19 protein-coding genes are annotated in these 19,129 nt (G+C 53.9%); 15 read left to right on the forward strand and 4 right to left on the reverse strand.

Translation table 11 applies throughout. The annotated features are described in order from the left end of the window. The 9 genes from BN2684_RS16320 (at position 1) to BN2684_RS16360 (ending at position 7,728) form a co-directional block, all read left to right on the forward strand. The gene (locus BN2684_RS16320) at positions 1 to 1,032 is read left to right on the forward strand and encodes a FecCD family ABC transporter permease (RefSeq protein WP_058303210.1); all 1,032 of its coding nucleotides are present in this window, start codon (positions 1 to 3) and stop codon (positions 1,030 to 1,032) included. A gap of 4 nt (positions 1,033 to 1,036) precedes the next feature. Further along, positions 1,037 to 1,828 (forward strand): ABC transporter ATP-binding protein, encoded by a 792-nt coding sequence (locus BN2684_RS16325; RefSeq protein ID WP_058303211.1) that lies wholly within the window; start codon positions 1,037 to 1,039, stop codon positions 1,826 to 1,828. Between the two features lie 115 nt (positions 1,829 to 1,943). Then, positions 1,944 to 3,002, forward strand: coding sequence for a nicotinate-nucleotide--dimethylbenzimidazole phosphoribosyltransferase (gene cobT, locus BN2684_RS16330; RefSeq protein WP_058303212.1), 1,059 nt, complete (start codon positions 1,944 to 1,946; stop codon positions 3,000 to 3,002). 2 nt (positions 3,003 to 3,004) lie between these two features. Next, on the forward strand, positions 3,005 to 3,679 hold the full coding sequence (locus BN2684_RS16335) for a bifunctional adenosylcobinamide kinase/adenosylcobinamide-phosphate guanylyltransferase (RefSeq protein WP_058303213.1): 675 nt from the start codon (positions 3,005 to 3,007) through the stop codon (positions 3,677 to 3,679). A gap of 229 nt (positions 3,680 to 3,908) precedes the next feature. Next, positions 3,909 to 4,829: an adenosylcobinamide-GDP ribazoletransferase gene (locus BN2684_RS16340; protein WP_058303214.1), complete on the forward strand. Its 921-nt coding sequence runs from the start codon at positions 3,909 to 3,911 to the stop codon at positions 4,827 to 4,829. A gap of 197 nt (positions 4,830 to 5,026) precedes the next feature. After that, the gene (locus BN2684_RS16345; protein WP_058303215.1) at positions 5,027 to 5,611 is read left to right on the forward strand and encodes a cob(I)yrinic acid a,c-diamide adenosyltransferase; all 585 of its coding nucleotides are present in this window, start codon (positions 5,027 to 5,029) and stop codon (positions 5,609 to 5,611) included. A 31-nt stretch (positions 5,612 to 5,642) separates the two neighbouring features. Continuing rightward, a complete protein-coding gene (locus BN2684_RS16350) occupies positions 5,643 to 6,743 on the forward strand; it encodes an RluA family pseudouridine synthase (protein ID WP_058303216.1) in 1,101 nt (366 codons plus the stop codon). After that, positions 6,740 to 7,231: a GNAT family N-acetyltransferase gene (locus tag BN2684_RS16355; RefSeq protein WP_058303217.1), complete on the forward strand. Its 492-nt coding sequence runs from the start codon at positions 6,740 to 6,742 to the stop codon at positions 7,229 to 7,231. The genes BN2684_RS16350 and BN2684_RS16355 overlap by 4 nt, the downstream gene beginning before the upstream one ends. 128 nt (positions 7,232 to 7,359) lie before the next feature. Continuing rightward, on the forward strand, positions 7,360 to 7,728 hold the full coding sequence (locus tag BN2684_RS16360) for an arsenate reductase family protein (protein ID WP_058303218.1): 369 nt from the start codon (positions 7,360 to 7,362) through the stop codon (positions 7,726 to 7,728). Positions 7,729 to 7,764: 36 nt separating this feature from the next. Here the strand turns inward: BN2684_RS16360 and BN2684_RS16365 are convergent, their stop codons facing one another. Beyond that, positions 7,765 to 9,216: an MDR family MFS transporter gene (locus tag BN2684_RS16365; RefSeq protein WP_058303219.1), complete on the reverse strand. Its 1,452-nt coding sequence runs from the start codon at positions 9,214 to 9,216 to the stop codon at positions 7,765 to 7,767. Between the two features lie 105 nt (positions 9,217 to 9,321). Here BN2684_RS16365 and BN2684_RS16370 point away from each other — a divergent pair, with 105 nt between their 5' ends. Together BN2684_RS16370 and BN2684_RS16375 are read left to right on the forward strand one after the other, a co-directional pair. Beyond that, positions 9,322 to 9,915, forward strand: coding sequence for a TetR/AcrR family transcriptional regulator (locus BN2684_RS16370; RefSeq protein WP_058303220.1), 594 nt, complete (start codon positions 9,322 to 9,324; stop codon positions 9,913 to 9,915). Positions 9,916 to 9,959: 44 nt separating this feature from the next. After that, positions 9,960 to 10,442 (forward strand): hypothetical protein, encoded by a 483-nt coding sequence (locus tag BN2684_RS16375; RefSeq protein ID WP_058303221.1) that lies wholly within the window; start codon positions 9,960 to 9,962, stop codon positions 10,440 to 10,442. Between the two features lie 260 nt (positions 10,443 to 10,702). Here the strand turns inward: BN2684_RS16375 and BN2684_RS16380 are convergent, their stop codons facing one another. Further along, on the reverse strand, positions 10,703 to 11,569 hold the full coding sequence (locus BN2684_RS16380) for a metallophosphoesterase (protein WP_234340258.1): 867 nt from the start codon (positions 11,567 to 11,569) through the stop codon (positions 10,703 to 10,705). Positions 11,570 to 11,992: 423 nt separating this feature from the next. On the opposite strand from BN2684_RS16380, the gene BN2684_RS16385 reads away from it, so the two are divergent. After that, positions 11,993 to 13,744 carry a cellulase family glycosylhydrolase gene (locus BN2684_RS16385; protein ID WP_082652019.1) on the forward strand — a complete coding sequence of 584 codons (1,752 nt, stop codon included), beginning with the start codon at positions 11,993 to 11,995 and terminating at the stop codon, positions 13,742 to 13,744. A 191-nt stretch (positions 13,745 to 13,935) separates the two neighbouring features. Then, a complete protein-coding gene (locus BN2684_RS16390) occupies positions 13,936 to 14,385 on the forward strand; it encodes an acetyltransferase (RefSeq protein WP_058303222.1) in 450 nt (149 codons plus the stop codon). Positions 14,386 to 14,531: 146 nt separating this feature from the next. Here the strand turns inward: BN2684_RS16390 and BN2684_RS16395 are convergent, their stop codons facing one another. Together BN2684_RS16395 and BN2684_RS16400 are read right to left on the reverse strand one after the other, a co-directional pair. Beyond that, complete coding sequence (locus tag BN2684_RS16395) at positions 14,532 to 15,518, reverse strand: Gfo/Idh/MocA family protein (protein ID WP_058303223.1); 987 nt, start codon at positions 15,516 to 15,518, stop codon at positions 14,532 to 14,534. A gap of 251 nt (positions 15,519 to 15,769) precedes the next feature. Next, positions 15,770 to 17,245, reverse strand: a complete 1,476-nt coding sequence (locus BN2684_RS16400) for a DHA2 family efflux MFS transporter permease subunit (protein ID WP_058303224.1) — start codon at positions 17,243 to 17,245, stop codon at positions 15,770 to 15,772. A gap of 167 nt (positions 17,246 to 17,412) precedes the next feature. Here BN2684_RS16400 and BN2684_RS16405 point away from each other — a divergent pair, with 167 nt between their 5' ends. Both BN2684_RS16405 and BN2684_RS16410 read left to right on the forward strand, forming a co-directional pair. Beyond that, positions 17,413 to 17,964: a TetR/AcrR family transcriptional regulator gene (locus BN2684_RS16405; protein WP_058303225.1), complete on the forward strand. Its 552-nt coding sequence runs from the start codon at positions 17,413 to 17,415 to the stop codon at positions 17,962 to 17,964. 252 nt (positions 17,965 to 18,216) lie between these two features. Beyond that, positions 18,217 to 19,119: a diacylglycerol/lipid kinase family protein gene (locus BN2684_RS16410; protein WP_058303226.1), complete on the forward strand. Its 903-nt coding sequence runs from the start codon at positions 18,217 to 18,219 to the stop codon at positions 19,117 to 19,119. The last annotated feature ends 10 nt before the right edge of the window (positions 19,120 to 19,129 follow it).

The raw sequence follows: 19,129 nt of genomic DNA on the forward strand, positions 1-19,129 counted from the left end.
ATGCGCAAATCGTGGGTTTATGGAGGAGGCTTCGGCCTTCTCCTGCTTGTTTCCGTGGTCATCTGCCTGTCGGTAGGATCTGCGCATGTGCCGCTTGCGGAAGTCTGGGGGATTCTCCTTCACCGCATTCCCGGAATCGGACCCAAGCTTGTTTCGGCTCCTGATCCCGCCTTCGCGACGATCGTAGCGGATGTCCGGCTGCCGAGGGTGGCGCTTGCCATGCTGGTTGGTGCGTCCCTTGCCGTAGCCGGAGCGGGCTTTCAGGCGGTTCTCCGAAATCCGCTCGCTGATCCCTATACGCTTGGAGTCGCTTCAGGCGCTTCTGCAGGCGCGGCCTTTGCTATTCTATCCGGAATGCGGCTGGCGCTTGGCATGTGGAGCGTTCCGGGGGCGGCCTTTCTCATGGGCCTCCTCACGCTCCTGCTGGTATACACGCTTGCGGGGCGCGGCGGGCGCAGGAACATTGAGACCTTGATCCTGGCAGGGGTCATCGTGCAGGCTTTCTTCGGCGCTTTCGTCTCGCTGATGATTTCCCTCTCGCATGGGGTCGTCAACGAAATCGTCTTTTGGCTGATGGGAAGCGTTGCGCTGAGGGGCTGGGAGTATTCCGGGCTGCTGCTGCCGCTCCTGATCGGGGTGCTGGCGATCCTGATCGCGTACAGCCGACAGCTGAACCTGTTTGCCCTCGGCGAACGACATGCCTCGCATATGGGGGCGAATGTCAACCGAACGAAGCTGATCGTGCTCGGAGCAAGCACCCTCTTGACGGCGGGCGCGGTCTCGGTTGCCGGAACCATCGGGTTCGTCGGGCTGGTCGTTCCTCATCTGGTCCGGCTCCTGGCAGGGCCGGACAACCGCCTGCTGATCCCCGTCTCCGCACTAGCAGGAGCGAGCTACGTGCTCTGGGCGGATACGCTCGCCCGGCTTGCTCTCGGCAATCAGGAGATCCCGCTCGGCGTCGTTACCGCGCTGATCGGGACGCCGTTTTTTGCTTACTTGCTGCTCAAACGGAAACGGACTGCGGAGGGATGAGCGGATGATACGAGTAAACGAGGCAACCCTCCGACTTGGGGACCGCGAGGTGCTGCGAAGCCTGAACTTAACCGTCGAGGACGGCTGCTTCTACGGGATCATCGGTCCCAATGGCGGCGGCAAATCCACGCTCTTGCGCCTTCTGTCAGGCGTGCTTCGCCCGGATTCGGGTGCGGTGGAGATCGACGGCCGGGCGGCGGCGGATTATCCGCGCAAGGAGCTGGCTCGCAAGCTGGCGGTCCTTCCCCAGGAAGGCGTGGCGGCGCCCGGATTCACCGTGCGCGAGGTATTGGAGATGGGGCGGTATCCGTATCAGGATTGGTTCGGGCAAGAGCCGAATGATCCAAGCGCGCTTCTGGCGGTGGTGATGGAACGCTTGTCGTTGAACGCCCTTGCGGATCGAGAAATCGACAGCTTGAGCGGAGGTGAGCGGCAGCGAGTCGCCCTCGGGAAGACGATGGTGCAGGAGCCGCGTCTGCTGCTCCTCGACGAGCCGACTACCTTCCTGGATATCGGCCATCAGGTGGAGCTGATGGATTATATCCGCGAATGGCAAACCGCTTCGAAGCTGACTGTGGTTGCCGTGCTGCACGACCTCAATCTGGCCGCTCAGTATTGCGACCGCCTGCTGCTCCTGCACGATGGCCGCTCGGAGGGAGAAGGGGCACCGTCCGAGCTGATCGATGCGGACCGCATTGAGCGGGTGTACGGGACGCGGCCGCTCGTGTTGGCCCACCCCGTCAGCGGAGTGCCGCAGCTCTTGCTGCAAGCAGCCGGCGGGAAAGATCGCCGGTGATTCTGCACCAGAGGGCGGGAAGTGATTCTGTAACGGTTGTTAGGAAAGAAGGAAAGGGACAAGACTGGAGCGAATCGATACGGAGAAGGATTATGAAAGCGGGGAGAACGAGCGTATGGCAACTTTGGATGAGATGATCGGCAGGGTCATGCCGCTGGACGCAGAAGCCATTGAGGAGGCCAAGCGTCGGCTGGACAGCTTGACCAAGCCTCCGGGAAGCCTAGGCAAGCTGGAAAAGCTCGTCTGGCAGACAGCTGGCGTGACCGGAGAAGTAACACCGGATCTGACGAAGAAAGCCGTCATCGTGATGGCGGGGGATCACGGCGTCACGGAGGAGGGCATCAGCGCGTTCCCGTCGGAGGTGACGCAGCAGATGGTGATGAACTTCCTCGCGGGAGGAGCTGCGGTGAACGTGCTCGCCCGGCAGGCCGGAGCGGAGGTGCTCTGCGTCGATATCGGCGTGGATGCGGAGCTCTCGCATCCCGACCTCATCCAGCGCAAGATCCGCCGCGGAGCCGGAAACATCGCGCGCGGACCGGCGATGAGCCGCGCGGAAGCGGAAGCGGCCATTCGCGCGGGGTATGAGCTGGTGGCGGAGCGTGCGGCCGCAGGCTGCCGCGTGTTCGCCACCGGTGAGATGGGCATCGGCAACACGACGCCGAGCGCCGCCGTCTTCATGGCGCTGACGGGAGTCAGCGCGCAGGAAGCGGTCGGCCGCGGCACGGGCATCGACGATGCCGGGCTCGCCCGCAAGCGCCGCGTGGTGGAGCAGGCGCTTGCGGTCAATGCGCCGAGCGCGGAGGACCCGCTCGGCGTGCTTGCGGCGGTCGGCGGCCTGGAGCTGGCCGGACTCGCCGGGGTCATCCTCGGCGCCGCCGCGCATCGAAGCCTCGTCGTGATCGACGGCTTCATCTCCTCGGCTGCCGCGCTCGCTGCCGTGCGCCTCTGCCCGGCGGCGCACGACTACATCATCGCCTCGCATGTGTCCGAGGAGCGCGGCCATGCCCGGCTGCTCGCCGAGCTCGGCCTCTCGCCGATGCTCGACCTCCACATGCGGCTTGGGGAAGGCACCGGCGCTGTGCTGGCGTTCCATCTGCTCGATGCCGCCGAGCGGATCATCCGGGAGATGGCGACCTTCGAGAGTGCCGGAATCTCCGGAGCCCGGGAGGAATAGCGATGGTCATCTTCATCACGGGAGGAGCGCGAAGCGGCAAGAGCCGCTTCGCGGAAGCTTGCGCCGCCCGCCTCGCTTCCTCCGGGGAGTACATCGCCACCGCGCAGCTGTATGATCGCGAGATGGAGGAGCGCGCGCGGATGCATCAGGACCGGCGCACCGCATCCGGCTTCGCCTGGCGGGTTCATGAGGAGCCCTACGAGCTGGCCGCCCTCCTTCGGAAGTGGAGCGCAGACTCGGGCTTGGGCTCGGAGAGCTCCGTGGACATGCCCGATCAGACGGCGATTGGCACGGATGCCTTCGCGAAATCGGAAGCTACCACGGATGCGGAAGCCAGGACCGATCTTGGCCATTCTCGCGTGATTCTCATCGATTGTCTTACGCTCTGGCTGTCCAATTGGCTGCTGAGGCTAGAGGGCGAGAACCGACTCGATGAATTGGAAGACCGAATCGAGGAGTTGTGCTCCGCGCTCGAAGGCTGTCCGTATCCCGTTCTCGCCGTCTCCAATGAAGTGGGAGACGGAATCGTACCGGAATATCCGCTCGGTCGTCTGTTCCGCGATTATGCGGGACTGCTCAACCAAAGAGTGGCACGGCTTAGTAATCGTGCCTTTCTCGTCACCGCCGGAATACCCGTCGATCTCAAGCGGCTGGAATTCCGCTTGGATGAGCTATGACGAGGGAAGGACAGCGAATGTACCATCCGCCTCGACCCCTTTTGCTGCTTTCTTGACGAAAGCAGCGTTATGCGATACCGTGAATTCGCATCATGAACGGCCTTGGCCTAATCGGCACGGCACCCTCTCGACGTGGCTGCCGTCCTGATTCGACCATGCTCTTTTTCTTGAAAGAGTCCGGGGATTCGCGTTATCGCATAACTCAATATCCAAACGGAAGTGACCTCACTTGGTTCGAAATCCCTTGCTCGCGGGCTTGCAGGCAGCTGCGGCGGCTATGCAGTTTCTCACCCGCATTCCGATTCCCTATCAGTTTGACTATACGCCGCGCGTGTTCCGGCAAAGCGTTCTCTTCTATCCGGCCGTCGGCGGAGTGATCGGCTTGCTGCTCGGCTTATTTGCCTACGCGGCGGGCCATCTGCTTCCATTAGGCCCCGCTGCCGTGCTGACGCTCATCCTGTGGGTATTGCTCACCGGAGGGCTTCACCTCGACGGATGGATGGATGCGGCTGATGGTTTGATGAGCCACCGGTCGCCGGAGCGGATGCTGGAGATCATGAAGGACAGCCGGGTCGGCGCGATGGGCGTCATGGCGGCGATTCTCCTTTTGCTAGCCAAGGCATCGTTTCTATATGAGGTGCTGAGAGCCGGGAGCCTCGGTTTTTCCGATTCAAGCGGGGGAGTTGAGCTTTTTGGCTTTTCTACGGCATTTGGTCCGTCGCTCCTTCTGCTCGTGGTCATTCCGATTTGGAGCCGCTGGTGGATGGTGGTTTGCATGGTCGGATGGCCGTATGCCCGAAAAGAAAGCGGTTTGGGCTCGCTTTTTCGTGAAGTGAGAGGGATTCATGCGGCCGCATCCGGAGCGATGGCGGTGCTGACGACATTTTTGCTCACCGGATTGTACGCGTGGATCACTAGATATCCGAGTGCTTCCTCCTCTATAGGAAGCGGGACTGTATCCGTTCTCGCTTTGGCTGCGATTCTGGCGCTCACGGCTGCGTTCTTGTGCTTTCTCTTCGGATGGCCCGCCGCACGTGGGATCAGCCGCAAGCTCGGGGGATTGACCGGCGATCTGTACGGAGCCATGAACGAAGGCCTGGAAGCGCTGCTTCTATTGGCTGCTGTCGCCGCCTGCACCTGGTTGGGATAGTTGGGATAGAGCGAGTCGGTCGTCGTGAATCGTGCGGATAGGAGACGGCGTCCACGAGGGTGAAAAAGGGTGCGAAAGGAAACCCAACTTTTTTCGAATAGACATCGCTGTGGTTTGGTTTATCGGGGAATCTATGAGATCATAAAGAGAAAGCATGAGATGGATCGGAAGGAAATGATCGCTTAGGAGGGGGAACTATGAAGCTTTATACACGTACGGGAGACGAGGGCAAAACCTCGGTCATTGGGGGACGTGTCGGTAAAGACGACGCCCGCGTGGAGGCGTACGGCACGATCGATGAGCTGAATGCCTTTGTGGGTCAAGCGATCGGTTCGCTTACGGGCCTCATCTATGAAGACCTTCGGTCCGACCTAACCCGGATCCAGCATGAATTGTTCGATTGCGGCGGAGACCTCGCTTATTTGGACCCATCGGGTGGAGCAGGCTGGAAAGTTGCGGAGGACCTTTCGAATCAACTGGAGACCCTCATTGACAAATATGATGCGGAGGCGCCGCCTATCCGTCGATTCATTCTTCCCGGAGGCAGTGAGGCGGCGGCCTCCCTGCATGTATGTCGGACCGTGTGCCGGAGAGCGGAGCGGCGGGTTGTCACGTTGGCAGCCGAGCATGAGGTAAACCCTGCCGTCATGCGGTATGTGAACCGGCTGTCGGACTTCTTCTTTGCCGCCGCCCGCGCAGCTAATGCCCGGGAAGGCCGTGACGATGTGGAGTATGTTCGTGGGGCGAACGTCTTCGGAAACGGCGGCGAGAGCAAAGGATAATGCAACTTACCATCCAGAATGGAGATCGTGAATGACAAAGGAAACAGAAGCCTATTACGAGCCCCTAGTCTATCTCGTACCGGAAGCGGATGCTGGGATGAAGCTCGGAACCGTGTTGAAAAACCGCATGGGCATCTCCCGTACGCTCATGACCCGATTAAAGCAATCCGAGCAGGGGCTTACCGTCAACGGGCTGCGCACCTATACCAATGCGGTTGTTCATCCGGGTGATCGAGTGGAGGCGAGAATGCAGCGCGAGGTGTCGGAGGACATTCAGCCGGAAGAGATGGAGCTTGCGATCTTGCATGAAGACGAGTATCTGCTCATTCTGAACAAGCCTCCCGGTCTTATCGTTCATCCCACCCACGGCCATTACACCGGAACTCTCGCGAACGGGGTCGTTTGGCATTGGCGGCAAAAAGGGGAGACCGTCCGCTTTCGACCGGTACATCGGCTCGATCAGGAGACATCGGGCGTGCTCGCCATCGCGAAAAATCCCTATGTCCATCAAAGCATCTCCGAGCAGATGCAAAAAGGGATCGTAACGAAGGAATATGTTGCAGTCGTCCATGGGAAGATGACGAAAATGGAAGGAACGGTGGATGCTCCCATCGACCGGAACCCGGACAATCCACGCGTTCGTATCGTGTCACCGGAAGGAGACCGGGCGGTTACCCATTACCGGGTTGCGGAAGCCCATCCTGCCGGATCGGTGGTTCATATCCGTCTGGAGACCGGGCGCACGCATCAGATCCGCGTTCACATGCGGCATTTGGGCCATCCGCTGTTCGGGGATAAAATGTACGGCCCTGGCGGGGAGGCGGAGACCGGCATCATTCCGGGTCGGGCGGCAGATTTCGCAGATGAGACAGGGTTGTCGGAACCCATCGGGCGAGAGTGCGACCATGCTGCTTCCTCCGTGGAGAGTAACAGGAGCGAGAACCCGGAGCCAACCGGGATTGACGGAGGAGTGCTTCAGCAAACCGGTCCTTCCATTCCGAGACAAGCTCTTCATGCGGAGAAGCTCGGGTTTATCCATCCCGGAACAGGCTGTTTTACCGAATTCCGCGCTCCGCTTCCGGCGGATATGGAGGAACTGATTGCCCAGCTAAGGGAGGGCGATGAAGGATGACGGTTATCCGTAGCTTGCGACAAGGTGAATCTCCTCCCATGGACCTGCTGTTGGAAGCCGACCCGGAGCAGGCTTTCGTCGAAGCTTATTTGCGCGAAGGCTTCTGCGCGGTTGCCTGCGAGGAGAATGAACAAGCCGTCGGTGTCTATGTCATCGTAGTCCGAGAGGATGGAGGTGGCCGTGCTGCCGAGCTGGTGAATCTGGCTGTCCACTCCACACACAGGGGAAAAGGGGTAGCCAAACGGTTGATTCATCACGCAGCGGAACAGGCCAAACGGTTGGGAGCTCGAGCGTTGCAGGTCGGCACCGGCAATTCGAGCCTTGCTGCGTTGGCGGTTTATCAAAAATGCGGCTTCCGCATCACCGGAGTGGAACGAGATTATTTTACAAAGCAATACGCCGAAAGCATTGTGGAAGACGGTATTCCCTGCCTGGATCGGATCAACCTGGAGCTTGATTTGGAATCGAAGCAGGAGCACGGGCAATAAATGCGATAGGCTGATGGGGCATCCTTCGAAGCGTGGTGTCGGAAGACGGTCATAAAAACCTGCTTATCCGGCACCAGCATACGGATGGCGATTCGTAAGCATGACGGCAAGGCGAAAGGAGAATGGCTATGAGCCTGACATTCTATTGGTATCCCAAATGCGGCACCTGCCGGAAGGCAAAGCAGTGGCTGGAAGCGGCGGGGCAGTCCCTGGACGCCATCGACTTGTTTCAGACCCCGCCGAGTGCGGAGGAGCTGGGCAAACTGGTTGAACTGAGTGGATTGGATAGCAGCAAGTTTTTCAATACTTCGGGAGAAGTCTACCGCGAGCTGAAGCTGAAGGACAAGCTTCCAGGGATGAGTCTGGAGGAGAAGCTGATGCTGCTGGCTGGAAACGGCAGGCTAATCAAGCGGCCGCTTGTTACGGATGGGAGCCGAGTTACCGTCGGCTTCAAGGAAGAAGACTACGAGAAGGTATGGGGAAGCGGCGGCCGTTAAGGGCACGCCGCTTTTTTGTTAAGGCCTGAGATTCACTTACTTCCCACTACCTTCGCTGCTGGCGCTTCTTCCCGGAAGGAACGCGGCAGGGATCAGGCCGATGACCGTGAACCCTAGCGACCATAAGAAGGTATGATTGAATGAGGTCGCCTTCGCAGCGAGGTCGATCGCTGTATGGGCATCCAGCTGATTCTGCAAAATAACGGCAAGCACGGAGGCGCCGAACGCTCCGCCGACTTGCTGAATAATCCGGCTGGCGCTACTGGCATCCGGGATCTGCTCCTTGCGAAGCCCCTGATAGGAAGCTGCCATCACGGGAAGAAAGATCCCTCCGAGTCCCGCCCCGCGTACGACCAAGGTCATGGCGAGAAGAAGATGACTCGTATCCGCGCCAGCTGCTGTAAAAGGCCATGTGCCTAATGCGGTTAAGAGCGTTCCCGCCAAGACGACCGGTCGCGGCCCGATTTGGTCGGTCAGCTTTCCCGCCAAGGCTCGCGTGAGCAACATCCCGATTCCTTGGGGCATTAACAAGAGACCGGAGGCAAGAACACCCTCTCCCCGGATTTGCTGGTAGTACATCGGCAGGAGCAGCATAGCTCCATACGTGGAAAGCCCGGATAGAAAGAACAGGAATGAGGCAGCCGTAAACGAATGAACCTTGAATAAGCTGAGGTCGATGAGGGGAGATTCCTTCTTTCGCAGGGTATAACCCACGAAGCTGACCAACAGCAGAAGACCGATCAGGAGGGGAATCAGCACCTCGGAATGGCCAAAGCCGTGATGCGTACCTACTTGCGCCAGCCCGTAGATGATCAGGACCAGGGCGGGAGAGATCAACGAGAGCCCCAGGATATCCAAACGGGAGGTTCGCTTCACGTTTTCTTCCTCCGGCAGTCCTCGCCAAGCCCAAATCATTGCAATCAAGCAAATCGGGATGTTCACGAAGAAGATCCACCGCCAATTCAGGTTCTCCACGATCACTCCTCCCAGCACCGGCCCGAGGATCGGACCGAGCAAGGCGGGCAGGCCGGCGACCGCCATCAGCTTCCCGAGCTTTTGATCACGGGCCGATCGGACGAGCATGGTCTGCATGATCGGCATCATGAAGCCGCCGCCGATTCCTTGGATTGCGCGGAATGCGATCAAGCTGCCGACGTTCCAAGACAAGCTGCACAGGATCGACCCTGTGAAGAAAACGGCGAGCGCAAACAGCCACATCCGCTTGCCGCCGAAGCGGTCCACGGCCCAACCGGTGATCGGAATGACCATGCCGAGCGCCAGCAAGTAGCTGGTCATGACCCATTGAATGGTGGTCACCGATGCGTTCAACGCTTGACTGAGCGTATGAATCGCGACATTCGTGATGGTGGTGTCGAATAGAGGGGCCAGCGTTCCAAAAAGAAGAATCCACGCCATCTTGATGAGCGCCGGGTCGAGCTTTTCGCGCGCCGGTTGGTGCGAACTGGCTTCGTTGATTTTGCTGTTCATGGTCATCCTCTTCTCCGGAGATAAGATACGAATAGTTCCTTATTTGCCCTTCATGATATAATACTTCTATAAGAAACGCAACGTATTTTATTGCGGAGGATGACGATGGACAAGAAAAATCAAACCGGCACCAAACCGGAGACAAGGCGAAGGGGAGCCCAGCTTGAGGAGGCCATCCTTCGAGCCACCAAGGAAGAGTTGGCTGAGGTGGGGTATTCGCGTCTGACCATAGAGGGTGTGGCGAACCGGGCGGGGACAAGCAAGGCCGTGATCTATCGCCGATATCCGAATCGCGGTGAGCTTGTACTGAATGCGATCCGTCAGCGGATCCCGCTTCCTTATGAGGAAATTCCGAATACGGGGAATCTTCGCGAAGACCTCATCCAAGTGCTGCGATTGATGAACCGCATTTTAACCGAGATTGGAGCGGAAACCGTCCACGGAATAATGGTGGAATTGGGTGAAGTGCCGCTTTCGACCCTGCTTTTTCCGAATGGGCGGACCGGGCGTGCCACGACCACGGTGCTTAAGCAAGCTGAGGAACGGGGCGAACTTCAGTTTGACAAGATCACCCCTCGGATGCGGACTCTCCCCGTCGATCTGATCCGGCATGAGCTGCTACTGTCCTACGAGCCAGTGTCTGAGCAGACCATCGCCGAGATTGTGGACGACATCTATCTGCCACTTATCTTGAAGTGATTCTTAGTTGTTAAAAGTGATCTTTGGAATAAGAGGTGATTCAATTGGATTCAGAATATAAGGAGTTTACAGAGAAAGTTCTGTCGCATCTATTTATTGGCAGTCAATTAGATGGTGTGAAATTTGGGATAGGTCCCGGCGCGCTACTATTACGCTTTGAACACTATGATCACCATTCTCCAGACCAACTTTGGCTAAATATTGAATCAAAATGGGGAGTATTTCCAAAAGACACACATGATTTTCCGAACTCCGAAGATGAAATGAGTGAGCTATCGGAAGAAGATGAGTATAAATTGATTTTTGAACTACGAAGAGAAAAGGTAGCCAATATTAAGCTTGGCGGACTTTCCCCGCACCTACATATTGAATTTGAGTCAGGTAAGACTCTTTTTGTAAATGGACACCATAATAAATATGAGTGTTGGCAAGCAGGAGATGGCATGGGATACAACGGCGATGAATGGTTTGTCGTGGCTACTCCCGGGGATGATATTTCTACGTGTACTCCTGATTCATTCAGCTAGGAAAACGATAGTTCAATAACCAGCTGAACCAAAGGAGGCCACCGAGTCAGTGACCTCCTTTGGTTTCGTTCTTTGATACCCATAAGTATACAAGAAGCTACTAAAACGAATTATGATTCACGAAGCCGCAAAAAGCGTAACCATGCCACAGTTCAAACCATTAATTGGCTTAGAAATGATGGATGCAGATGAAATGTCCAAAGAAATATTGTTTTCATTGAGTTAAGTAAGGTGATGTTCATATGCCGTTCGTGCGTAGTCTAGATCTTCCGCAAAGTGACGACTACAACTTCCGGGCGGTTGAAAAGACGCTGGGGAATGTCGCTGTTGCCAAGCCCGCGACTGATCACCATCACCGAATCTCCCTCCGTATGCACGCCTTCGGTCAGCTTCGGATAATAGCCTTGATCCGGAGCATATATCGGACCCAGGAAGGGGAGACGGAATTGTCCTCCGTGAGCATGACCGGTGAAGATCAGATCAAAGCCTTTGCGCGCATAGAAATCAAGAATCTCGGGGCGGTGGGAGAGCAGGAGCGTGTACAAGCCGTCGGGCCTATTCTCTACGGAGCGATCCATGTTCTCATTCACGATCACCTCGGTATCCTGGCTGCCGGACAAGGAGCCGATTCGCGGGTCGTCGATGCCGGACAGCCAGAGGCTTGCACCTTCCCGGGTCAGCAACTGCCCGCGGTTGTTCATCACTTGTACGCCGACGTCCGTCAGCTCCCGCTCAAGGCCAGCTAGATCGGCTATGCGCTCATGGTTGCCGGTAACCCAATAGACAGAGGCAATTTTGACAAGACCGCGCATGAGGGTGAGACTCCGTGACCGATTGCCGGAGGTGTCGGAATCGATCATATCGCCTGTGAAAACGATGATGTCGGGATGTTGTTTTCGGACGGCCTTTAGCAGAGGCCTCTGGCCGAAGCCAAAGGTTTTACCGTGCAGATCGGAGAGATGAACGATCCGGTACCCATTGAAGGCAGCAGGGATTTTCGCCGAAGAAACCGTTTGCTTGGTGATGGACAGCCAATTGTTCTGAGCATAGGAGAAGAGGAAGAGAGCCAGTAGAATAAGGACGAGAATGAGTGAAATGACCGTTCTTCTTTTCAGGGAGAGCACCACCTTGGACGTATGACCTTTTCCTTATGGTACCTGTCTTCGGTTCCATCCGTCAAAAAAGGGAGTACATTCCAGTGAAATCATTGAAAATTACCAAAAAAAGGTAGTTTGGACTATGTAGGGCTAGTAACGATCATGATAGAATGATCTTACTTGGACTCTTTTTGATTGCCACTATCGTAATTGAAACCGCTTACCTGTTGAAATTGGTTATTTTCCCGAATCTAGCGTGCTTTAATCGGGGGACATTTTGACGGAAGGAGTGAGTAGACGCGGATCGTTTGTGTTCAAAAAACGCTCGGGTTCGGAAAAGTCATCGCATTCCTGCAAACGCTTACCAAACCGTAAATGTACCGAAAATGAAGAAGAGATTCAATGAACCGGCTATTGTACCGATATTCCAAGTAAAGGAATGAGGGAGATACGATGTTCAAAAGGATTGGAAGATTCGCCCTGGCAGGAATGCTCGTCATCGGAGGGTTTACGGGCATCGTCAAGAGTGTGGAAACTCAAGCATCCGCTGCATCCGGCTTTTATCATACTGTCGGAAACCGGATTGTCGACGCTTCCGGAAACCCCGCTGTTCTTAATGGGATCAACTGGTTCGGCTTCGAGACGTCCAACTATTCCCCTCATGGGATTTGGGCGCGGTCCATGGATAGTCTATTGGATCAAATCAAAGAGAATGGCTACAATCTTATCCGTTTGCCGTATTGTAACGAAATGTTCGACTCCACCGCGAAGGTCGCAGGGGTCGATTGGGTAAAGAATCCCGATCTCGTAGGCTTGACTCCGATCCAGGTGATGGACAAATTGGTGGAGAAAGCCGGAGCTCGCGGCATGAAGATCTTCTTGGACCGACACCGGCCGGATTCCAACAGTCAATCGAACCTGTGGTACACGGCCAAGTATTCTGAACAACGCTGGATCGATGACTGGAAAATGCTCGCCGCCCGCTATGCCGACAATCCGACGGTGATCGGCGGAGATCTGCACAATGAGCCACACGGCGAAGCCACTTGGGGAACCGGAGATCTCGCTACGGATTGGCGGCTAGCCGCTGAAAAGGCGGGTAATGCTATCCTCTCCGTGAATCCGAACTGGCTTATCATCGTCGAAGGCATCGACAGCAAGGTACAAGGCGAAACGGGCGGATACTGGTGGGGCGGCAATCTAAAAGGGGTCAAGAACTACCCTGTGCGCCTGAACGTTCCCAACCGAATCGTCTATTCGTCCCATGATTACGGACCGGGTGTCGCAGATCAAACCTGGTTCCATGACGGCTCCTTTCCGAGTAACATGCCTGCCATTTGGGACCAATATTGGGGTTATATCAGCAAGCAAAATCTAGCGCCGGTCATCGTCGGCGAATTCGGCGGTCGAAGCGTCGATACGACTTCCGTAGAAGGCAAATGGCAAAACGCTTTGGTGGATTACATCAAAGCGAACGATTTGTACTGGACGTACTGGTGCGTGAATCCGAACAGCGGCGATACCGGAGGGCTGCTCTTGGATGACTGGCAGACCTGGAATCGAGAGAAGCAAGCGATGCTGAACCGGATGATGAAGCCGCTGCCGACCGCAACGGCCTCGCCGAGTCCAACAGCTACGTCGACGCCGACACCCACAGCAACCCCGACTCCATCGGCAACTCCTATCCTGACGCCAACGCCGACTGGATCGCCAACGCCAACGTCGACATCCACGGTTACGCCGACATCGTCGGCAACCCCTAGCTCGACTCCGGCAAGCGGCTTGATTGTCCAATACAAAGCGGGTGACACGAGCGCTTCCGACAACCAGATCAAGCCGTTCTTCAACATCAAGAATACCGGAGGAACGGGAGTTAAGCTGAGCGAATTGACCCTGCGCTATTACTTCTCGAAAGACGGAAATGCTGGCATGAGCTCCTGGATCGATTGGGCGGCAATCGGGGGAACCCACATTACACGGACGTTCACCGATACCTACGTGGAAGTGGGCTTTACGGCCGGAGCGGGTTCGCTCCAAGCAGGCGAGCAGACGGGTGACATTCAGCTGCGATTGGCAAAGACGGACTGGTCCAACTTCGACGAAGCCAATGACTACTCGTACAAGGGTACCCTGACCACCTATACGGACTGGAGCAAAGTGACGCTCTATCAGGCTGGCAAGCTGGTCTGGGGCATCGAACCGTAGGATCGACTTGTAGAGGTAAACAAGAAAGGGGCAAGGCTGTTCATTCGGACGGCCTTGCCTCTTGTGCAAATACCCGATATTCGAATAATATTTCTTAGGAATGGAATGTAGCGGATACGATTGTCGCCGCCGTGTATGAAACCGATCGGGAAGGCATTCTATTGATCTAGAGAAGGAACGGAGGCTGAATAATGAGCAGCGAAATTGTTCTCGATCAGGAGAAAGATCATGATGCTCTGGTAGAGATTTGGCATAAAGCGGTCGTTCAGACCCACACGTTTTTGTCGGAAGAGGATATTCATTTCTACCATCAGGTCGTGCAAAATGGCGCCTTAAACGAAGTCGAGATTTGGGTGGAGTTGAACGATGAGAAGGAGCCGACGGGATTCATCGGGCTTGACGGTAAGAAGATCGAAATGCTGTTTGTTGATCCCGATTATCATGGGTTAGGGATCGGCAGAAGATTAATCGGACAAGCTGAGAAAGTGAAAGGAAGCCATCTTCAGGTCGATGTCAATGAGCAAAACGAAGGCGCCTGCGCATTCTACAAACGGCTTGGATTCGTTCAGACGGGAAGGTCGGAGCTTGATGGATCCGGCCGCCCCTTCCCCCTGCTCCACCTGGAGTATAAAGCATTCTAGCCTTTCACTTTACGAAATGCGAAAATCGCTCCGGATGGATTATGCTCCGATAACAAACAGGCCCATGCATCGTGGCATGGGCCTGTTTAGCTTCGAATCGGGCAAGGAGGGAGTCTTCCCGGCTCGCTATCTTCACTAGCGAGTGCTTATTTCAAATCGGCCAGAGGAACGGGTCTAGATTCCCGTACGGAGCGATAAGCCGCTTCCATAAGGCGGGTGAGGTCCAGTGCCAATTCCAGGTTTTCGGTCGCTTCGGTATCGTCCTGAATGTGTTGGACCCACTGCTCGAAGGCAGTTGGGTGATCTTGCTCTAGCGGCAGCTCCTGCCAGCCCGGTTTTCCGGCTTCGCTTAAGTAAAGTCTGTCGGTCTCAGGCGCGCCATAAATCAGACTTCCCTTCGTCCCATGAAGCTCCACGAAGAAGGGGGAGCGAGCGGTGACAAATCCTGCCTCGACGACGGCTGCGGCTCCGTTTGGATACTTCAATACGGCTACGGCGTTGTCTTCGACTTCCTTGCTGGTCACGTACCCGAAAGTGGCACTCACGCTATCGGGAAGTCCCAGGAATAGCCGGGCGAGGTACATCGGGTGGCAGCCAAGGTCGATCAGCGCGCCGCCGCCGCATTCTTCTTTGGTATAGAAATGCTCGGGCAGCCATCCGGCCAATGCTCCGTCATGGGAGAGGCGGGTGCGGACCAGCGTCAGATCGCCGAGAAGTTCTTGGCTGATGATCTTTTCGATAGCGAGAGTGTAACCCTCGTTCCGTCTGGGTAGGGAAACCGTGAGCTTCACACCGTTTTCCCTTGCGACGTCTATGATTTCGCGTGCTTCCTTGACTGTCGTTGCGATGACTTTTTCGGTAAAAATATGTTTGCCGTTCAAAGCGGCACTGACCATGACGTCTCGGTGGAGGTTGGTCGGAGTATCGATCACGACTCCATCGATGGACGAGTCCTCGAGGAGATCCTCCAAGCGGTCGAAGTATTTGACTCCGCGTTTCTCCGCTTCCGCTTTTCCCCGTTCGGGTATTTCATCCCAGATGGCCGTGATTTCGGTATCCGGATGCGATTCCACTTGTGCTGCATAATCTTTCGCATGGACGTGCCAGAAGCTGAGCATGGCAACCTTGATCATCTGCCGTTCATCCTCTCTTCCGCATGGTAAATGTAGTCAACACGGACCTGCCGCGACCCGTTCATCATAGCACATATGGATGGAAGAGATGGTTGCATCCCGGTGACGATTCGGTGATCCCGGCTCGTTTTTGTCTTTTCTGTTACGGAGCTGGAAAGGAACCGAGACACCTGATGACTTCAACGGATGAGATAAGAGGAGGAACCTCGGTGTTTTTCGGAAAGTGCATCGGATTTTTGTATCAAATGCCGTTACATAATGGTCTCTTCCTTAGCAACTACGTTTATGTCCTTTTCAATCTTACCCTTCTTCTTCATGGGCATAAACAAGGTTACGACCAACGCGATAACGGACAAAATCATCATGAAGTAGTAAGCATCGCTTGCACCCGAGATGGAAGCAAGGGATTTCAGGAGCCCCGCAGGAGTGGATGGATCTTTGAGCATGATCGTAGCTGCATGACCTTTTGACTGCACCGTAAAAATCGTAACCACGACAGCAGTCCCGATCGCCCCGGCAATTTGGCGAACGGTATTATTCACGGCTGTACCATGCGTACCGAGTTGTTTAGGCAACGCATTTAGTGCGGCTGTATTGAGTGGCATGGTAATGAAGCTTAACCCGATTCGCAAGCAAATGGTCCGAATCATTAAGTACAGATACGTTGTCGATTCCGATAAATCGGTTACCGCCCACATGGAGGGGATAATAAACAGCAGACCGATGATAAACAGCGGCTTCGCTCCAACACGATCGTACAATTTACCCGTAACCGGCGACATCAATGCGTTGATAAGGGCGCCAGGCAATAATAATAGCCCTGCATCAAATGCTGTAAAACCGCGACCCTTCTGGAGATAAATGGGCAATAAGATCATGTCAGCGTACATCATCATCGTGATTAGCACGTTAATAAGAGACGTGAACGTAAAGATTTTATTTTTAAAGACGGATAGGTTTAACAGGGGATCGTCCGACTTCACCTGACGAATACAGAATAGAGCCGTTACAACGATACCAATCCCTAACGACAAGATCACGACGAGATCGTCCCAGCCCTTACTGCCTGCGCTGCTGAAGCCGTATAAAATAAAGCCAAATCCGATGGTGGATAGAAGGACGCTTACTCCATCGAGCTTCGCCTTAGACGTTTCGGATACATTCATTAAATACTTGAATGCCAACACGATGACAATAAGGACAAGTGGGGTGAGACCGATAAACAACCAGCGCCAAGAGTGGTATTCGACAATAAATCCCGAGAGAGTCGGGCCAATGGCAGGAGCGAAGATCATTGCCAGTCCAAGCAGGCCCATAGCACTGCCGCGTTTTTCAACAGGGAAGATAGCGAGCACAACACTCATCATGAGGGGCATTACAATTCCTGCACCGGCAGCTTGGATCATCCGTCCTGCCAAGAGTACAAAAAAGCTTGGCGCCGCTGCACAAATGACCGAACCGATTAATAAAAACAACATGGCACTTATAAATAATTGACGTGTTGTAAAGCGTTTCATTAAGTAGGCGGTAATCGGAATCAATATCCCGTTGATCAACATAAATCCCGTTGAAATCCATTGTATAGTTGCTGCCGTGACATCAAATACATCCATCAGATTACTCAAGGCAACATTCAATAACGTCTGATTGAGTGTGGATAAGAAACAACCAAAGATTAAGATGGTGAGTAAAATCCCTTTATTCATTTTCTTAGTGCCTTCTTGCATGGTGTAGTCCTCTCTTCGTTGCTTTTTCGACAGAGTGTCAATAAAATATATCATATCAGCATTAAGGAGCAATTCCTATTCACAGTTTCATTGGTCATGTCGACTAATCGACAGAATGGGTTCATCAGTTGAGGAAGTGAAAAAATAATCGATCATCGAGGGATGAAATGTCTACACAAAAAAAAGAAGATCCACGTGTGATTCGCACGAAGAAGATGCTGAAGGAAGCTGTTTTTTCATTGTTGGCGGAGAATCACGATATTTCTCAGTTGACTGTTCAAAAAATATCCAACCGTGCAGAACTAAATCGAGCAACGTTTTATTTGCATTATGAGGATATTAACGATTTGATGCGCCACATCGTACATGAAATCTTTGATGAGCTATCCATGAAATTTGAACCGCTCTTACATGTGAAGGGCAGCAACGAGCAGGAGCAGTTGGTTACGTTTCTTCATTATTTTTATGAATATCGGGAAATCTTTGCGATATTGGTTGAGCATAAAGGCTTCAAAAACCGCTTGTCCAACCTGTTAAAAACGATTATAGAAAAACGTAGAGAAGCCAGAAACATTACCATAAAGGAGGTAGCCTCCGTTGATATTGTTGCATCCTCACTACTGGGGATTATTATGTGGTGGATAACGGAGGGCATCCAATATAACGCGGAATATATAGCGGGTCAAATTACCTTGATGTATAAAAGAAGATATTTGTAATCGGTTAGGTTCGCCATTTCTCCGTTATAGAGTATGTGCTCGGTTGCCTGTCATCTCGCGATGACGGGTCTTTTTATTATCGAGAGGATCGTATGAACACCTATCAAGAAAGTGGACGGTTAGGAGTAGACCTGTCACCTTTTACCCAAAAGGGCAGAAATCGGTCGCCCTTCTGTACGATGTTGCCCGTTCTCTGTACCTGTAAGATAGAAGGATGAAAGGCTTACCTGATCAAAGAGGAGGAATCCAATCATGAAAATAAAAATGATCATAAATCCCGTTTCAGGGCAACATAAAGCACATGCAAGTAAAGCTGCTGTTATTGAACGTCTGAAAACGAGGTATGCCTTAAGGGATCATGATATTTTCTATACAAGCCAGGAAAATAGATGTGTAGAGACTTCATTCTTTGACAATTGCGATTCGCTCGTGGTGGCAGGCGGTGACGGAACTCTTCATTTTGCGGTCAATACGATCAAACGCCTTGGCATAGATGTCCCTCTAGCCTACCTTCCGACAGGTACAGTCAACGATTTCGGGAATAGTTTGAAATTGCCGCGTACTCCGGACAGGTTTTGCGAGATGCTGGAAAAAGGGAAGACGAAGAAGATCGATATCGGATTGGCGGGAAATGAGTATTTTCATTATGTTGTGGCCGGCGGTGCAATCAACTCAATCAGCTATTCTACCAATCAATACTTGAAAAATGTTATGGGAGAAAAGGCTTATTATTTATCTGCTGTTCCTAAGCTTCCCAAAATTTTGTCGGGGACGCACATCAAGATTGAGTGTGATGAATTGCGTCAGGAACAAGAGGCGCTCTTATATTTGGTTACGAATTCCCCGGTCATTGGCGGAATAGAAGGAATGGTTCCGGATGCCAAAATGGACGACGGACAACTCCATGTCCTTATTATTCAAAAAAGTTCGTTGTTCAATACCCTGCAACTTTTTTTTGATATCAAAAATGGAACCCATCTTAACCGTCCGGATGTTTTGTATTTTAGGACAAAACGATTGAGCATTACGCAGTATGGTCTAGATGCGGCACACGTGGGGATTGATGGAGAGATGTACAGCACTTCTCTTGTTCATATTGAGGTTATTCCCCGAGGAATAACGATCATGGTACCTTTCGAATCAGAGGTTGCATAAAACAAAGGGG

The sequence above is a fragment of the Gorillibacterium timonense genome (genome assembly GCF_001457415.1).
In the GTDB taxonomy this organism is placed as follows: Bacteria; Bacillota; Bacilli; order Paenibacillales; family NBRC-103111; genus Gorillibacterium; species Gorillibacterium timonense.

What these genes read in the sequence shown, in the direction of transcription:
- BN2684_RS16320 (WP_058303210.1), top strand. Translation starts at nt 1, where the DNA reads ATGCGCAAATCGTGGGTTTATGGAGGAGGCTTCGGCCTTCTCCTGCTT.
- BN2684_RS16325 (WP_058303211.1), top strand. Translation starts at nt 1,037, where the DNA reads ATGATACGAGTAAACGAGGCAACCCTCCGACTTGGGGACCGCGAGGTG.
- cobT (WP_058303212.1), top strand. Translation starts at nt 1,944, where the DNA reads ATGGCAACTTTGGATGAGATGATCGGCAGGGTCATGCCGCTGGACGCA.
- BN2684_RS16335 (WP_058303213.1), top strand. Translation starts at nt 3,005, where the DNA reads ATGGTCATCTTCATCACGGGAGGAGCGCGAAGCGGCAAGAGCCGCTTC.
- BN2684_RS16345 (WP_058303215.1), top strand. Translation starts at nt 5,027, where the DNA reads ATGAAGCTTTATACACGTACGGGAGACGAGGGCAAAACCTCGGTCATT.
- BN2684_RS16350 (WP_058303216.1), top strand. Translation starts at nt 5,643, where the DNA reads ATGACAAAGGAAACAGAAGCCTATTACGAGCCCCTAGTCTATCTCGTA.
- BN2684_RS16355 (WP_058303217.1), top strand. Translation starts at nt 6,740, where the DNA reads ATGACGGTTATCCGTAGCTTGCGACAAGGTGAATCTCCTCCCATGGAC.
- BN2684_RS16360 (WP_058303218.1), top strand. Translation starts at nt 7,360, where the DNA reads ATGAGCCTGACATTCTATTGGTATCCCAAATGCGGCACCTGCCGGAAG.
- BN2684_RS16365 (WP_058303219.1), bottom strand. Translation starts at nt 9,216, where the DNA reads ATGAACAGCAAAATCAACGAAGCCAGTTCGCACCAACCGGCGCGCGAA.
- BN2684_RS16370 (WP_058303220.1), top strand. Translation starts at nt 9,322, where the DNA reads ATGGACAAGAAAAATCAAACCGGCACCAAACCGGAGACAAGGCGAAGG.
- BN2684_RS16385 (WP_082652019.1), top strand. Translation starts at nt 11,993, where the DNA reads ATGTTCAAAAGGATTGGAAGATTCGCCCTGGCAGGAATGCTCGTCATC.
- BN2684_RS16390 (WP_058303222.1), top strand. Translation starts at nt 13,936, where the DNA reads ATGAGCAGCGAAATTGTTCTCGATCAGGAGAAAGATCATGATGCTCTG.
- BN2684_RS16395 (WP_058303223.1), bottom strand. Translation starts at nt 15,518, where the DNA reads ATGATCAAGGTTGCCATGCTCAGCTTCTGGCACGTCCATGCGAAAGAT.
- BN2684_RS16400 (WP_058303224.1), bottom strand. Translation starts at nt 17,245, where the DNA reads ATGCAAGAAGGCACTAAGAAAATGAATAAAGGGATTTTACTCACCATC.
- BN2684_RS16405 (WP_058303225.1), top strand. Translation starts at nt 17,413, where the DNA reads ATGTCTACACAAAAAAAAGAAGATCCACGTGTGATTCGCACGAAGAAG.
- BN2684_RS16410 (WP_058303226.1), top strand. Translation starts at nt 18,217, where the DNA reads ATGAAAATAAAAATGATCATAAATCCCGTTTCAGGGCAACATAAAGCA.